The following is a 15,488-nucleotide window of genomic DNA, read 5'->3' as shown; positions in this document are numbered from 1 at the left end:
AAAAAAGCAGAATGCACGCTGACTGCGAAACATTCTGCTTTTTATTTTTATTTTATAATGCTGTTAATTAGTGTGCCATAATTACTTTCTTAGGACATTTTGCCGCACACTTACCACATCCCGTACACTTGCTTTGATCAATATGTGCGATATTGTTTTCTACAGTGATTGCTTCAAACTCACATTGTTTTGCACAGATACCGCAACCGATACATCCTGTATCACATACTGCCATAACTTTAGGACCTTTGTCCTTGTTAGAACATGATACCGCATATTTTGCATCATATGGCACTAATTCGATCAAACCGTTTGGACATTCCTGGATACATTTGCCACATGCAACACATTTCTCTTTATCGACAAATGCAACACCCTCTTTGATATGAAGTGCATCAAACTGACAGGCTGCTACACAAGAACCAAAACCAAGGCATCCATATGCACAGGCTTTATCACCACGTCCGGGAATGGCTGCTGCACTCTTACAATCAGATACGCCATAGTAGTTTGCTTTGATACCTGCTTTTTCACAAGTACCGGCACATTTTACAAAGGCTACCATCTTAACTGCGTCACCGCCTTCTACTCCCATGACAGCTCCGATCTTCTCTGCAACTGCTGCTCCACCTACAGGACATGCATTAACAGGTGCTTCTCCTGCTGCGATTGCTTTTGCCAAAGCATCACATCCGGCATAACCACAACCACCACAGTTATTACCGGGTAAATATTCTCGAACAGCAATCTCCTTTTCATCTACAGGTACTGCAAGCTTAATTGCTGCAAAACCAAGAAGAAGGGCAATGAGAAGTCCAAGTACACCAATAACACATGCTGCTAAAATAACTCCGTTCATTTCTTCTGCCTCCTTCCTAGACTAATCCCGCAAATCCACAAAATGCGATTGCCATCAGACAAGCTGTAACTAATACAATCGGTGTTCCTTTGAAAGAATGAGGAACATCATTGTATTCGATTCTTTCACGAATTCCGGCAAGGATCGTGATAGAAAGTAAAAATCCAAGTGCTGTAAAAAGACCACAGACAACACTTTCAATGAAATTGTATCCGTTTGTGATATTGTTCAACGCTACACCAAGTACGGCACAGTTTGTTGTGATCAATGGAAGATAAACACCAAGTGATGCATGTAAAGATGGCATAAATTTCTTTAATACCATTTCTACAAACTGTACTAATGCAGCGATTACAAGGATAAATACAATCGTCTGTAAATAATCAAGTCCCCTTGGCTCTAATAAGAAATAATAGATCGGCCAGGTAATTGCACTTGCAATGGTGATAACGAATGTTACGGCAGCACCCATTCCGACTGCTGTACTAACCTGTTTTGATACACCAAGGAAAGGACAGATACCGAGGAACTGACTAAGTACAACGTTGCTGACAAGCATCGATGAAATGATGATAACAAATATATTTCCCACTTAAATCAATCCTCCTTCTTTTCGGCTGCGGCTTTTGCAGCCTTTGCAGCTTTTGCTTTTTCAGCGGCTTCCTTGGCAGCCTGTGCCTTTGCAGCCTTTGCTGCTGCACGTTCTGCTTCCACAAGACCTTTGTTTGCTACACAGCTTGCTCCTGTACATCCTGCACAGTTACCTCCGCAGGCTATCTCTGTACCTGCTGTTTCTACATTTGTAGCAGAAGGCATCTTAAGCTTATTCTGAATTGCTGTCAGGAATGAAAGCACTAAGAATGCACCTGGTGCTAATACAAAGAATGTAATGTGATAGTCAGAAGGAATGAATTCCTTTCCAAAAATTGCACCGGAACCAAGCACTTCACGGCAGATACCAATACAGGTAAGACCGAAGGTAAATCCAAGTCCCATACCAAGTCCATCAAAGATAGATGGTAATACCGGATTCTTTGAGGCATATGCTTCTGCTCTACCTAAGATAATACAGTTTACTACGATCAGCGGAATATACACACCAAGCGCACTGTCAAGGAATGGAAGATATGCTTTTAACAATAATTGAATGATCGTAACAAAAGATGCTACGATTACGATAAATGCAGGAATACGAACCTTATCAGGAATCACTTTACGAAGTAAAGAGATAAATGCATTTGATAAGATCAATACTGCTGTTGTAGTAAGTCCCATACCAAGACCGTTGATCGCTGATGTTGTAACAGCCAGTGTAGGACACATACCAAGCATCATTACGAAGGTGGGATTTTCAGTAATGATACCGTTTTTCAAACGTTCTGTACATGAATTCATTTTATAATCCCTCCTATTCTGCTAATGATGAAACGAATAACAAAGCACCATCTACAGCTCTGGTTACTGCTTTACTTGTGATCGTTGCACTTGTGATCGCATTGACAGTACCATCTTTGATCTTTCCACTTCCATCTTTAACTACATTGATGTCCTGTGAACTGTTAGCACCGACATACTGCTGATTCCAGGATTCATTGGCACTATTCTGTCCAAGACCCGGAGTCTCGTTACTACAGTCGGTTACTTTAATACCTTTGACAGTACCTTTATCATCAATACCAAGTGCCAACTGTACGTTTCCACCATAACCTTTACCACTACATGTGATAACATAGCCGGCATCTTTGCCATCAACAGTTGCCTTCATCACTTCTGAAATGATCACATCGGAAAGAACTTCACCGGCTTTTGTCTTGATCTTACCGGCTGTCAGATCCTTCTGAAAATCCGCAACTTTTGTATCAAGATCCTTATCAGAAGCAAACTCTGCGCCACTGTAAACTGCAGCATATGCTTCCTGCTTTGTCTTTTCATTCTGCTTGTCGATCGGTTTCTTTGTGATCATATAAACACCACCAAGCAAAATACCGGCAATCAGAGTGATCAGGAAAAGACAAATCGTATCATGAACCAATGTATTCTGTGATTTTTCATTATTTGCCATCTTTGATACCCTCCTTTCCAAATGGAACAGGGATTGTTACTCTTTCAATCAATGGTACAAGAAGGTTGCTGATGATGATCGCATAAGATACACCTTCTGCTGATGCGCCAAAGATACGGAATACTCCGGTCAGAACACCGAGGATGATACCAAAAACAATCTGTCCCTTTGGTGTGATCGGGCTCGTTACATAATCCGTTGCCATAAAGAAAGCACCAAGGATCAGACCACCACCGCAAAGCTCTTTTGCCAGATACATAATATCATGCTGACCAAAGAGGATTGCAAAGATTGCAAATGTAACGATATATGTTACAGGGATTCTTAAAGAAATCACCTTACGTGCTACCAGATAAGCAGCACCGATCAAAAGTGCCACTACAGAAGTTTCACCGATCGTACCGCCTGTTGTTCCAAGGAACATATCCAAAAGTTTAGGAGTACCGGTTCCCATCTTGATCTGTGCAAGAGGAGTAGCGCCTGTTACGCCATCATATGTAAAAGAAGTCATCTGTCCCGCAAAAGATACCATTAAGAAGCATCTTGCACCAAGTGCCGGGTTCATAAAGTTCTGTCCCAGACCGCCAAATAACTGTTTTACGATAATGATCGCAAATACACTACCGATGATCGCCATCCAGATCGGAAATGTCGATGAAAGGTTTAATGCCAGTAAAAGTCCCGTAACGGCTGCACTGCCGTCACTGACTGTTAAAGGCAGTTTCATTGCCTTTTGCCAAATATATTCAGTAAGTACACAGGTTGCAATACAGACTACGATCAAAAGGATCGCATTGATATCACGTGGCTTGACACTGAAATTGTAAATACCGAAAATAGCTGCAGGCATAAGTGCTAAAAATACATCCCACATAATGCTCTTAGTAGAAGATTTATCACGAACATGTGGAGATGATGATATATTCAATAAATTACTCACGTTACATTACACCTCCTATTTCTTTCTTCTCTGTGCTGCCACATGCTGACGTGCCTGCTTAAAGAGCTGTGTAAGCGGGCGTTTAGCAGGACAGGCATACGTACAGCTTCCGCATTCATAGCATTCCATACCGTTTAAAGATACAAACGTATCATAGTCATTATGTGAAACTGCCTGTGCCATCTTCTGTGGTACAAGGTTGCCCGGACAGGCTGATACACAACGGCCACAGCGGATACATGGTGTAGGCTCATTTAAAGCTACTTCATCTGTTGTCATGGCAAGGATAGAAGATGATGTCTTTGTAACAGGTACATTCAGATCAAACATTGCAAATCCCATCATAGGACCGCCTGAAATGATCTTGGCAGGTTCCTGCTTAAAACCGCCTCCTTCTGCTACCAGATCTGCATGACAACATCCGATACGAACATTGACATTAACCGGTTTTTCAAATGCATCTCCGGTTAGAGTCATGACTCTCGTGATCAATGGTGTACACTTGCATACGGCACGATAGATTGCAATTACCGTGGAAATATTATCTACAATACACCCTGCATCTGCAGGCAGTTTAGCAGAATAGATCTTTCTGCCTGTTGCAGCAGAAATCAATGTACGCTCACCACCCTGTGGATATTTTGTCTTTAATACTTTCACTTCAATTCTGTTCTCGTTCTGAACCATCTTTTCCATCTTGGCAATTGCTTCCGGCTTATTATCTTCAATACAGATCAAACCTTTTGCTTTATCAAAAAGTTTTAAGATAACTTTTAAGCCGCCTACAATTTCTTCCGGACATTCTAACATCTGACGATAATCGGATGTCAGGTATGGTTCGCATTCCGCACCGTTGACTAAGATATAATCAATCTTATCCGGCTCCTTTGGTGCTAACTTTACATTAGTAGGAAAACCAGCACCTCCCATTCCAACGACTCCGGCTTCTTTGACAATATCACGGATCTCATCATTAGAAAGTTTCGTGTAATCACGATCTTCTCCAAGACCTTCAATTCCTGTGTACTGTCCATCATTTTCAACTACTACACATGTTGCTTTTGATCCATTCAAAAGCATTCTAGGCTCTACCGCCTTAACTGTTCCAGAAACCGAGCTGCAAATATTTGCAGAAATAAAACCACTGGCTTCGCCAATTTTTTGTCCAACTAATACCTTGTCACCCTTTGCTACGATCGGTGTAGCAGGTGCACCAATGTGCTGTCCCATAGGAAATACCATTTCTCCTGTAGGCATCACCGTCTTAATAGGTAAGTCGCTTGACAATTCTTTTCCTTCGTAGGGATGGACTCCCCCGCGAAACGTTGCTTCACTCATTCCGGTTCCCCTTTCTTTATTTTTTTAGTTTATGACACTACATAAACTTATATGTAGAACCGAGGTACATTATTTAGGCTTTTTACACATTTTCACCAATAATATACTTCATATTCCTTGTTTTATTGTATCATTTGTATTAAAAAAGTCAACTAAAAAGAACGTTCCCTGTCGATAGCTCTTGCTAACCATAGAAACGTTCTTTTTCCTTATTAATGTCATGAATTTTTAAATTAAAAAGTGCAAAGCCAGCGCTTTGCACTCCAAGAATTGCTAAAGCAATTCTTGTTGGTGTACCACCACTGTACGAGCAATTTCTTATTCCATGAAAAAGTGCAAAGCCAGCGCTTTGCACTCCAAGAATTGCTAAAGCAATTCTTGTTGGTGTACCACCACTGTACGAGCAATTTCTTATTCCATGAAAAAGTGCAAAGCCAGCGCTTTGCACTCCAAGAATTGCTAAAGCAATTCTTGTTGGTGTACCACCACTGTACGAGCAATTTCTTATTCCATGAAAAAGTGCAAAGCCAGCGCTTTGCACTCCACCTTTTTTGTATGATTTTTGTTTTTTCAAAAGTCGAAAATTTTATCCCTTTCGTCCTCCAAATATAAAAATATCCTCTTCATCGTGTGACCACTTTGAAGAGGAGAGGGGTTTGAGGGGTATATCTTGTTACCTTCGTAACTTGATAACAACTGAATTATAACACGAAAATGTCCGTAAAGGAATACTTTTTTTATAAGCATTTACCATATTTTATTAAATAAAGTTCTCATTTTTATAAATAATTTCTAAAAAAGAAAATCACATTTTCGCTTTCGAAAATAAAGTATACACGCTATCACACTTCACCCTTTTTGTTCTGTTCTCCAATGATATCGATCTGACACATTTTCATTGCCGAAACTGCATTTTCGTGAGACTGCGGTGTTACACCCGCACAGCAGGAAACATCCACCTGAATCATTTTTTCAGGATAATACGCCTTTAACAGCAATGCATTGGATATGACACAAATATCCGTACATAAGCCGATCAATGTTATCTGATCTGCATTCACCAGCTCCTTTGCAAGTTCTACAGAACCGAAAGTCGGTTTTTCGATGATCTTTGCATCACTTGTATAGGCTTTCAGTTCCGGTATGATCTGCCATCCTTCTGTCTGCCGGATACAATGTTTCACCGGAAGTTTTCGTCCTTCCTGTGTTTGCAGATAATTCGTTTCATGTGTATCTTTTGTAAAAATGATCTGTGCTCCGTTTTCTTTTTCTGTTTCAATCTTTTTTACAACTGCAGGAACGATTCTTTCAGCTTCTTTTGTGCCTAATGATCCGGTAACAAAATCCACTTGCATGTCTACTATAATCAAAGCTCTGTTCATATCTTTTTCTCCATTCCATTTTTATGCACTTCTTATATTCATTTCATTGATCATGATAACGGGCTTGCAAATTGTTTTTATCCGTATTTTGTTTGCAAATCACTTTTGCTTTTAATCCCTATCCTGTTCGTCTGCATCTTCTTTCCTGTCTTTTTTCTGTCCCGTTGTCAAGACAAAAGTCATTATAACCGCACCCACTATAACAATACCTGCTATGATAAATGCCGGTGTTTTTCCACTCATCAGGTTTTCTTTCGAACTGCTCTGTGTGGCATTTCCTTTATTACTCAGCAGCATTTCCGCAGACTGGGATGCTCTTGTGATATGCATATAATTTCCACCGGTCCCGTTTTTATATGCATGCTTATTCATATCAAATGCTTCTTCCTCACCAAATGCATGTACATTCTCATAAGGCTTTTCGGCTTTGCCGGTTCCATGGATCACAATGAGATTTTGAGCAGTATCACTGTCTGCTAAGATCGGATTACCTGCTTTTGCATCTTTTGTCGTATAGATCGCATTCCATTGCAACCCTTTTTGTGCATTCATATCTGCGGCTTTCTTTTCACTCTTATCGGTAGTTACAGCCGTATATTTTGAAAATGTTTTATTTCTTCCGCTTTTTCCCTGTGTGTAATCCATGATCACCATCGGGATCTTACTTAGTTTTGCATGATATTTTTTGTATTTTTGTAATCCGATATAAGTGGATAATACATCCAGAAAAGCAGATGATTCCTCCACGGATAGTACAGGGGTCATTGCAAGCATTTTCTTATAAGATGACTGCAAACTTCCCTGATTCCATTCGATCACCTTATTTACTAAAGTCCGATATAGTTCAGCCGGATAGCCTACGCCTACATTTTGCAAAACAGCCGATGTTGTAATTCCTACCAGCAAAACCGTGCCTGCAGTCGCCAGAAGCGTTCCTTCTGTTACATTACTGATATTTTCCCAGGCAGCCACCGAATCATCTGTCGAAACATTTTTTCGTAATGCTGCATTCGTCAATCCGACTCCGTCTTCATAAATGGCACGTTCTGCTCCTTCATAGACCGAAAGACTGCTTACTGCTTTTTTTGCTCTGCCTGCCGTAAGATTTTTTTCTTTTTCCAACCGCAGACAAACCTGTTCTTTGGCTCTGTTCATATGATCTACATATGAAGTGTCCCTTGTTGCTTTCTGCCATTGCTTACAGTTAACTGCCGAAAGCATTAACATCTGACCAAGTCCGATATATTCTGCCAAGGTAACCTGCGCATCTGTCATACAGGAAGCCAGCGCAGCCATATCACGCCAGGTCGGTTCTTCTTCAAGCACAAGCTGTGCTAAGGTAGAACTGCCGTAGGAATATTGATTCAATAACAGATACAATGTCATAGAAGCTAAATATCCGGGCTGTTCATCCTGGTCATAATCATTTAACTTGTTTTGCAATTCATTCTGATCCATCACATTTTCGAGTGGATCATCCGTATAAGCAGCAAGTTCTTCCTGCAATTTTGGAATATACTCGACTAACACCTGTGCTTTCTTTTTAACTTTCTTATATGCAATATTTTTCTTCTTGATCTTAGAAGCCTTTTTCAAAAGACGTTCTCCCGAATCTGATACCGTAGCCAGTGCAAGATAGGTATCAATATTACGAAGCATCGTATCATTAGACTGTAACAGGATCTTTTCCAGCTTTTTATCTGAAAGGGTTTCGTCTGTAAAAAGATCCGACATTTTTCTTCCACTATCCTTATATTCTCCCTGTCCTGCATAAACATCACCTTCTTTTCCATCCACATAATAATCAAGAAGGCTATAGGCATATTCTGCCATTTTTGTCTTGCGGTTATAATTGTTTCGAAACTCGCTGACAGCCGTTTTAAAATCATTTAGTTGTGCACGTATCTCTGTCTTTTGTGTCTTTAAGATCTCTTTATAGTCATTAAAGATATAATCGCCTTTCATATCCAGCACCGCGATGTCTGTAATCGCTTCTTCGGGATTCTTTGTCTTGACATAGCCTAAATATACCGCTTTCTTTCCTGTTCCCTGATTCAGATCAGCAGTGTTCCCATCCTGATCGCAAACCGGTTCATAGCCTGCTTTTTCCAATGCTTTCACACTGTCAAATTGTTTCAGGCGTGCCACATATTGCTGTCGCGACTCTGCTTCTACATGCGTACCTGACAAACTCTGTGCCGGTTGCAAACAAAGCATAACTATGGTAATCGCAAGTGCTATTACTTTCTTTCCATTTATCCTCATCACAAACTCCTTACTTGCATTTCTAATATTTTTTGATCCTTATGTTCCATCCTTTTTTCTAATGATCGTAATGAATGATCATTTTGATCTGCCATCTTTTCTTACTATATAATGTTACTGTTTTCTTTGCAAGCAGGTTTTCCAAAATAAATGTTAACGTGTTCCAACCAGACGGTAATATACACGCGATGTCAGTTTGTATACGATCAGATACACACCGGCAAAGACAAAGCACGTACCGACAGTTGCCATTACGAAAAGTTTTTCGTTCGTCAGGTTCATCATTGCCATGATCTTCCGGATGATAGGATATGCAAAACAGATATGCATTCCCGCAACGAGTAATGGAAGCAGGAACACCAGACGGATCTGGCTTCGTATCATTTGATTGATCTCCTGATTTGATAAGCCGATCTTTGCCATGATCCGAAAATTCTTACGATCTTCATAACCTTCGCTGACCTGCTTATAATAAATGATCAGGACAGTTGCACCCAAAAAGATAATGCCGATAAAGATACCGATAAAAAATACACTTGCATACAAGTTTAGTGCTGTCTGTAATGTTGTATAATAGTCTTCGATCAAAGAAATCCCTTCTACTTTTTCTGTCTCCATCCAGTCGCCTATCTTACTTCCATAGACTGTTTTGGCTTTTTTACTTCCTGACAGATCAAAGGTAACTTTCCGTTTCATACCGGAATACATCAAAGGCTTGGCTAAACCTTCAAAGGCATGCTGTAACGTCAGCATATCCTTTGTATCGGGAACAAGAATAAATAATTGCTGGCTGTAATTATCCGCAAAACGCTTAAGATATATCAATCCTTTTTGCTTACAGGCAAAAGTCTGTTCTCCGATCTGCAGATCATCACCATACAATATGGTATCTTTATTAGTCAGAACGATATATTTTCCTTTTGTCGCTTTATATTTCGTCTTCGTAACGGCATTATAATCCCTGACTGTCATAACCGATACATTGACTAATGTATCCAAATCATAACTTTGATCCATATAAAAACGATTGTTTTTCCAAAAAAGCGATGCCTCATAAACGGTATACACTTCTTCCGCTTTTATCTTTACTTTCTGCTTCGCCGCTAAACGAAGTGCTGCCTCTCTCGCCCGTTCTCCTCTTTGTTCTAACTGCTGTACCATTTTTTCATCTTTGACTTTTTCATCGGCAACGACTCTGATATCCACATCTTTCGGATAGCGCACTCTTCTTTCATCATCAATTCCGACAAAAAGAGATATCGTTGTTGACAAAGTTACAATAACGATTGTTGATAAAATGCAAATACTTGCAAGTCCCATTGCATTTTGCTTCATTCGAAAAAGCATTCCCGAAACATTTACAAAATGTGTCTTATGATAATAAAACTTCTTATTCTTTTTTAACAGCTTTAAAAATGCGATACTGCCTGCCATAAAAAGACAATAGGTTCCGAGAATGACCAAAAGCACGGCAACAAAAAACAAATTCAGAGCTTTCATCGGATTCTCGGTAGTCACCGAAATATAATATCCTGCTGCGACCATCACTACGCCAAGCAATGCAATCACCCATTTTGCTTTTGGTTCTTTCTCTCCTGCGGCTGACTCCCGAAGCATTTCTACCGGTTTTAACCGAGCAATGCGAAGATCGTTAAAAAACATATTTATTGCAAAAATAAGTGCAAATATACCAATGCTGACTGCCAATACCTGATAGGAGATCCGAAAGGGAATTTTCGATTTCAACCCAAGCATATTAATAAAGATCAAAAAGAGTAATTTCGAAAAAAGCATTCCAGCCAAAAGACCGATCAAAATGCTGCCAAGCCCGACGATCGCAGTCTCCCAGAAGATTACTTTTGCAATATGCTTTTTTTCCAATCCAAGAATATTATACAATCCAAATTCTTTTGTTCTCTGCTTCATTACAAAACGGTTCGTATATAACAAGATCACGGCTGCTACAATTCCTACCACGATCGTACCAAACTTCAATATCATTTCCATGGACTGCTGTCCCTGATAGACAGCATCCGATTGTGCCGATATGGAAAAGATCATATAAAATACTGCGACCACACAGGAAGCGACAATTCCAAACGGCAAAAATGTACTTTGATTTTTGCGGATATTATTCCATGCAAGTTTACGGTATAATCCATTTTTCATTTAGATCTCCCTCCCATTCTGTTCAAGCAAAAGTGTCAATGTATCGGAAATCTTTTTATACATCATGTCATTTGTCATATCTCCGCGATAAATCTGATGATAGATCTCACCATCTTTGATGAAAAGAACCCTGCCCGCTCTTGCTGCTGCCGCTGTAGAATGTGTGACCATCACGATCGTCTGCCCACTTTGATGAATGTTTTCAAATGCATCCAAAAGCTCATTTGAAGATCTTGAGTCCAAGGCTCCTGTCGGCTCGTCGGCAAGGATCAGCTCCGGCCTGGTAATGATTGCCCTGCATACTGCCGCACGCTGCTTTTGTCCCCCTGACACTTCATACGGATACTTTCCTAACAGCTCTGTGATATTGACTTTGCGTGCCACTTCCTGAAGCTGTGGTTCGATCTGCGGATACTTTTTCCCTGCAAGCACAAGTGGCAGACAGATATTTTCACCAAGTGTAAAGCTGTCTAACAGATTAAAATCCTGAAAGACGAATCCAAGATGTTCCCTGCGGAATTGTGCAAGTTCTTTATCTTTGATCGTATCCATCTCTTTTCCATTCAGGATGATCTTTCCGCTGCTCGCTTTATCAATCGATGCAAGAACATTCAGAAGCGTTGTCTTACCGCTTCCGCTCTCACCCATAATTGCAAGGTATTCCCCCTTTTCTGCTGTAAAATTCACATTCTTTAGTGCTTCCACTTTATTAGTGCCAAATCTTGTTGTATATACTTTCTTTACATTTTTTACTTCTAAAAAAGCCATAATTGTCCTCTTTTCTTTCTATTTTTCCCGATAACGGAATCACAAAGGACTGTTTGAGGCATTTTAACAACCTTCCTTTGATATTCCGGTCATATTAAAAATTCTTATCGTTCAAGCTGTATGTATCATAACAAAAAAAGAAATGCTTTGCCTTTGTTCCGGCTTACATTTCTTTTTGATTTCTTACATTTTTGTAAGGAAGCACAATGTAACACAGGTTCCTTTTCCAACCTGTGATGTAATTTTGATCCTATGTCCTAACCGGTCAAGGATCTGCTTTGACAGATATAAACCGATTCCGGTCGCTTTGTGATCCACATGACCATTAAAACCGGTAAATGCTTTTTCAAAAATACGCGGCAGATCTTCTTTTGCAATACCGATTCCGGTATCCTGTATCATAAGGTACACATTTTTATCCTGCTCCTTTGCCGAAATGCAAATGCCGCCTTTTTTGGTATATTTTAATGCATTCGATAAGATCTGATCTAACACAAAGGCAAGCCATTTGGAATCTGAAATCACAATATGATCCAGATTTTCCATCTGAATTGACAATTGTCGTGCAATAAACATCTGTGAAAAGTGCATAACTTCTTTTTTCACTAAAGTCTCCAGGTGACACTCTTCTACCGACAGATCGGCATTCAGACTGTCAAGCCGGATATATTCAAGATTCATTCCGACATAATCTTCAATCGAAAAAAGTTCTTCTTTCATTTGACGAAGTTTCTTTACATCTTCTTCATGCTCAACCCGCTTCTCTTCCTGATCAAGCAAAAGTTTTAGTCCTGTGATCGGTGTTTTGATCTGATGTGCCCACATCATAATATAATCTTTCAGCTCCTGATATGAGGCTTCTTTCCGATCCAGATCTTCTTTCTTTTCCTTAAAAAGCTGACGTATGATCTCGCGATACTCTTCTTCCATATAATTGATCGACCGTGGCAGTTCCTCATCCGTATTATATGGTATCGATTGTAGCAGATTCCTGCGTGCACAAAAACTTTTATAATATCTATAGTATTCTACAAGCATAGAACAAAATATGATCGCAAGTGCAAATTCCAGACAATACAGGATCGTCTGCTTCGGAATCTGATACAATACCATGATCAGTCCCATCAGGCACAAACCAAATACCAATGTAAGGTTTCTCCACAAATGATCATGCATATATCCTAAAAAACATTGTTTCATTCTTTTCGTTCTCCTTTTTTATTATCCTTAGAAAAGCTTTCTTTGTTCCTGCTCTTTCAGTTTTCGAAAATTTTGATTTCATATGACTTTGAAGAATTCGCTTTTTATATTCTTTCAAATCCATAGCTTCTTTGATTTCATCCTTTAAGCCTGTGAAAGTTTTGATTCTACATAGTTTTCCGGAATTCACTCTTTAAGCCTTTGAATACTTTTATTCTGCATGGCTTTTTTGAAATGCTCTCTTTAAGCCTTTGAATACTTTTATTCTACATAACTTTGGGGAATTCGCTTTTTATATTCTTTTTAATCTATAACTTCTTTCATTTTGCTTTTTAACACTCTTTTACTTTATAGCCGATTCCTTTTTTCGTCTGGATAAAATCTTCTACACCCATGCTTTTTAGTTTCTTACGGATCCGTGTCACATTGACTGTCAGCGTATTATCATCAATAAAATCGCCATCATCCCACAGCCTTGCGATCAAACGGTCACGACTGACCAGACTGCCTGCATTCTCCATAAGCATTTTCATAATCTTAAATTCGTTCTTCGTCAGCTCAAGCTGCTGTTCCTGATAATGCAATGCTGCATCTGCCAGATTCAGACTCACTTCTCCGGCACGTAATATTTCCACACTGCCCCTGTACGCATAACTTCGCCGCATCATTGCATTGACTTTTGCTGTCAATACGCTGCTGTCAAAAGGCTTGGCAATAAAATCATCTCCACCCATATCCATCGCCATGACAATGTTCATATTATCATCTGCAGATGACAAAAAAATGATCGGCACTTTGGAAAATGTCCTGATTTCTTTACACCAGTAAAATCCATTATAAAATGGTAGATTGATGTCTAATAAGATCAGATCCGGCTTTTGCCTCTCTACCTGACTGGCGACATTTTTTAGATCCGATGCAATCGCCACTTCATAGTTCCATCGTTCCAGGCTGCCCTTGACCATCTCTGCGATCACCTCATCATCTTCTACGATCATTACCGTATATTGCAATCTTTTCCCCTCCTATCCTCTCAAAAGCATTTTTCTGCTTCTGACTATAAGTGACTGTTCACAAAGTTTTGTCTTCTCAAGCATCCTATTCCAAAAAGTATGATTTCCTGTTTCTGTTTCTTTTTTGCATTTTGAAAAGACACGACGGCACATTAGAATATCTGATTTTTGTATGCTTTTTGCTGATTGGGCGCGGGTCATAACTATAGGGGCGACTCAGCCTGAGTAGCATTGTTGTTTGGGACACGCTTCCGCTTCGCAAAGCCACGTAGCGCACACATAGCGTTGCAAAAAGCGTATTACTCTTTTTGCAACGCAAGTGGCGACGGGCTTAGAGATTCCCAAACAACAATGTACATCAGACAGGTCCTGCCCCTATATCAGATGAGAGCGCCCATAGTCAGAGCAAAAAGCACAAAAATCTTCGATATTCTTATGTGGCGATACAGTGCTTCAAAATGCAAAAGAAACAGAAATAGGAATTAGAATATTTTGTATAGGATGCTTGAAGACAAAACTTTGTGAATATCAGATATGTCTCAGGAGCAGAAAAATGCTTTTATCGACTCTGATTAGGTGAATTATAAACCATGCAATAAAGATTTGGCAATGGAGGATTGTTAAGATTTGATCATTTTTTGCCGATAACTTTAGTAGGATAATGGAAAATGGAGTATGTATCAGCAAACAGACAGGAAATGTGTGCTTCATGATACACGGAAAGATATAATTAATACAGTGAAAATACAGTAAAATAAGAAACGAGGTTGCTTATGAGTACGATTACAAATTATGATTATTTATTGCGTAATTATTATTCTTCAAACAGATTAGCACGCAAATCTTATAATAGAGTAAATATGAAATCTTCGGAGCTTGCATCTGCTGATTCAGCTGCGATCAAGAAAGTTGCAAAGACATTAAAAGACATGGAATACAACAGCGACAATGGTGTATCGATCTATAATAACGTAAAAGCATTCGTAGATACATACAATAATCTGTCAGAGAATGCTGATAAAGATCCTACCATGTCAAAGTATTGGAAACGATTAAAAAAAGTGATCAAGGATAACTCAAGTGATTTAGAAGATATCGGAATTTCCATCAAATCTTCCGGTAAATTAGAAGTCGATAAGACAAAGTTAGTATCATGCAGTCCGGCAAAGGTTGGTAAAGTTTTATCCGGTGATAATACGATCACAAAATCAGTTATGGATTATGCCGCACGTATTCAACGCTCCGCAAAAGCCCTTGTCAACTCAAAGAATACATCCATGGAGAAGAATTCTTCTGCTTCTTCCATTCAAAATAATACACAGGCTTTTACAAGTCTGTTAGCTGATCCTGAAATTGTTTCTCCTACTTCTATCAATATCAGAGCTTAAAATTGCATCTACAACTGAAGCAGTTTCGAGAAATAATCAATAGCAGGCATAAGAATACTCCTTTCATTCGTTCAATTGTGTTACAATGATTCAATTATAACGAT

Annotated in this window: 14 protein-coding genes; 1 reads left to right on the top strand and 13 read right to left on the bottom strand. The window is 39.4% G+C overall.

The window, feature by feature from the left end; genetic code table 11:
- Positions 1 to 67: 67 nt before the first annotated feature.
- The 13 genes from H8700_RS02605 to H8700_RS02545 all read right to left on the bottom strand — a co-directional run bounded on the left by H8700_RS02605 (position 68) and on the right by H8700_RS02545 (position 13,981).
- The gene (locus tag H8700_RS02605) at positions 68 to 859 is read right to left on the bottom strand and encodes an RnfABCDGE type electron transport complex subunit B (protein ID WP_022142158.1); all 792 of its coding nucleotides are present in this window, start codon (positions 857 to 859) and stop codon (positions 68 to 70) included.
- A gap of 16 nt (positions 860 to 875) precedes the next feature.
- Entirely contained in the window at positions 876 to 1,451 is a 576-nt protein-coding gene (locus H8700_RS02600) for an electron transport complex protein RnfA (protein ID WP_022142157.1), read from the bottom strand.
- Positions 1,452 to 1,456: 5 nt separating this feature from the next.
- Positions 1,457 to 2,254, bottom strand: a complete 798-nt coding sequence (locus H8700_RS02595; RefSeq protein ID WP_022142156.1) for an RnfABCDGE type electron transport complex subunit E — start codon at positions 2,252 to 2,254, stop codon at positions 1,457 to 1,459.
- A 13-nt stretch (positions 2,255 to 2,267) separates the two neighbouring features.
- Complete coding sequence (locus H8700_RS02590; protein ID WP_022142155.1) at positions 2,268 to 2,921, bottom strand: RnfABCDGE type electron transport complex subunit G; 654 nt, start codon at positions 2,919 to 2,921, stop codon at positions 2,268 to 2,270.
- Complete coding sequence (locus tag H8700_RS02585) at positions 2,911 to 3,861, bottom strand: RnfABCDGE type electron transport complex subunit D (protein ID WP_022142154.1); 951 nt, start codon at positions 3,859 to 3,861, stop codon at positions 2,911 to 2,913. Before H8700_RS02585 ends, H8700_RS02590 begins: the two co-directional genes overlap by 11 nt.
- Positions 3,862 to 3,876: 15 nt before the next feature.
- Complete coding sequence (gene rsxC, locus H8700_RS02580) at positions 3,877 to 5,199, bottom strand: electron transport complex subunit RsxC (RefSeq protein WP_249302847.1); 1,323 nt, start codon at positions 5,197 to 5,199, stop codon at positions 3,877 to 3,879.
- Positions 5,200 to 5,383: 184 nt separating this feature from the next.
- Complete coding sequence (locus H8700_RS02575; protein WP_249302845.1) at positions 5,384 to 5,773, bottom strand: hypothetical protein; 390 nt, start codon at positions 5,771 to 5,773, stop codon at positions 5,384 to 5,386.
- Between the two features lie 268 nt (positions 5,774 to 6,041).
- Positions 6,042 to 6,581 carry a cysteine hydrolase family protein gene (locus H8700_RS02570; RefSeq protein ID WP_249302843.1) on the bottom strand — a complete coding sequence of 180 codons (540 nt, stop codon included), beginning with the start codon at positions 6,579 to 6,581 and terminating at the stop codon, positions 6,042 to 6,044.
- A gap of 111 nt (positions 6,582 to 6,692) precedes the next feature.
- Entirely contained in the window at positions 6,693 to 8,846 is a 2,154-nt protein-coding gene (locus H8700_RS02565; RefSeq protein WP_249302841.1) for a hypothetical protein, read from the bottom strand.
- 153 nt (positions 8,847 to 8,999) lie between these two features.
- Entirely contained in the window at positions 9,000 to 11,015 is a 2,016-nt protein-coding gene (locus tag H8700_RS02560) for an ABC transporter permease (RefSeq protein ID WP_249302839.1), read from the bottom strand.
- A complete protein-coding gene (locus H8700_RS02555; RefSeq protein ID WP_022142149.1) occupies positions 11,016 to 11,783 on the bottom strand; it encodes an ABC transporter ATP-binding protein in 768 nt (255 codons plus the stop codon).
- 183 nt (positions 11,784 to 11,966) lie between these two features.
- Entirely contained in the window at positions 11,967 to 12,983 is a 1,017-nt protein-coding gene (locus H8700_RS02550) for a sensor histidine kinase (protein WP_249302836.1), read from the bottom strand.
- Positions 12,984 to 13,315: 332 nt separating this feature from the next.
- Positions 13,316 to 13,981: a response regulator transcription factor gene (locus H8700_RS02545; protein WP_249302996.1), complete on the bottom strand. Its 666-nt coding sequence runs from the start codon at positions 13,979 to 13,981 to the stop codon at positions 13,316 to 13,318.
- A 788-nt stretch (positions 13,982 to 14,769) separates the two neighbouring features.
- Here H8700_RS02545 and fliD point away from each other — a divergent pair.
- Positions 14,770 to 15,384 carry a flagellar filament capping protein FliD gene (gene fliD / locus H8700_RS02540; protein WP_249302834.1) on the top strand — a complete coding sequence of 205 codons (615 nt, stop codon included), beginning with the start codon at positions 14,770 to 14,772 and terminating at the stop codon, positions 15,382 to 15,384.
- The last annotated feature ends 104 nt before the right edge of the window (positions 15,385 to 15,488 follow it).

It is taken from the genome of Jutongia hominis (assembly GCF_014384965.1).
Taxonomy (GTDB): Bacteria; Bacillota; Clostridia; order Lachnospirales; family Lachnospiraceae; genus Butyribacter; species Butyribacter hominis.
The sequence above is the reverse complement of the archived record's forward strand: the minus strand, read 5'-3'. Positions and strand labels throughout refer to the sequence as shown.

Coding starts and splice junctions, on each gene's coding strand:
- H8700_RS02605 (WP_022142158.1), bottom strand. CDS start 859: ATGAACGGAGTTATTTTAGCAGCATGTGTTATTGGTGTACTTGGACTT.
- H8700_RS02595 (WP_022142156.1), bottom strand. CDS start 2,254: ATGAATTCATGTACAGAACGTTTGAAAAACGGTATCATTACTGAAAAT.
- H8700_RS02590 (WP_022142155.1), bottom strand. CDS start 2,921: ATGGCAAATAATGAAAAATCACAGAATACATTGGTTCATGATACGATT.
- rsxC (WP_249302847.1), bottom strand. CDS start 5,199: ATGAGTGAAGCAACGTTTCGCGGGGGAGTCCATCCCTACGAAGGAAAA.
- H8700_RS02570 (WP_249302843.1), bottom strand. CDS start 6,581: ATGAACAGAGCTTTGATTATAGTAGACATGCAAGTGGATTTTGTTACC.
- H8700_RS02565 (WP_249302841.1), bottom strand. CDS start 8,846: ATGAGGATAAATGGAAAGAAAGTAATAGCACTTGCGATTACCATAGTT.
- H8700_RS02560 (WP_249302839.1), bottom strand. CDS start 11,015: ATGAAAAATGGATTATACCGTAAACTTGCATGGAATAATATCCGCAAA.
- H8700_RS02555 (WP_022142149.1), bottom strand. CDS start 11,783: ATGGCTTTTTTAGAAGTAAAAAATGTAAAGAAAGTATATACAACAAGA.
- H8700_RS02550 (WP_249302836.1), bottom strand. CDS start 12,983: ATGAAACAATGTTTTTTAGGATATATGCATGATCATTTGTGGAGAAAC.
- H8700_RS02545 (WP_249302996.1), bottom strand. CDS start 13,981: ATGATCGTAGAAGATGATGAGGTGATCGCAGAGATGGTCAAGGGCAGC.
- fliD (WP_249302834.1), top strand. CDS start 14,770: ATGAGTACGATTACAAATTATGATTATTTATTGCGTAATTATTATTCT.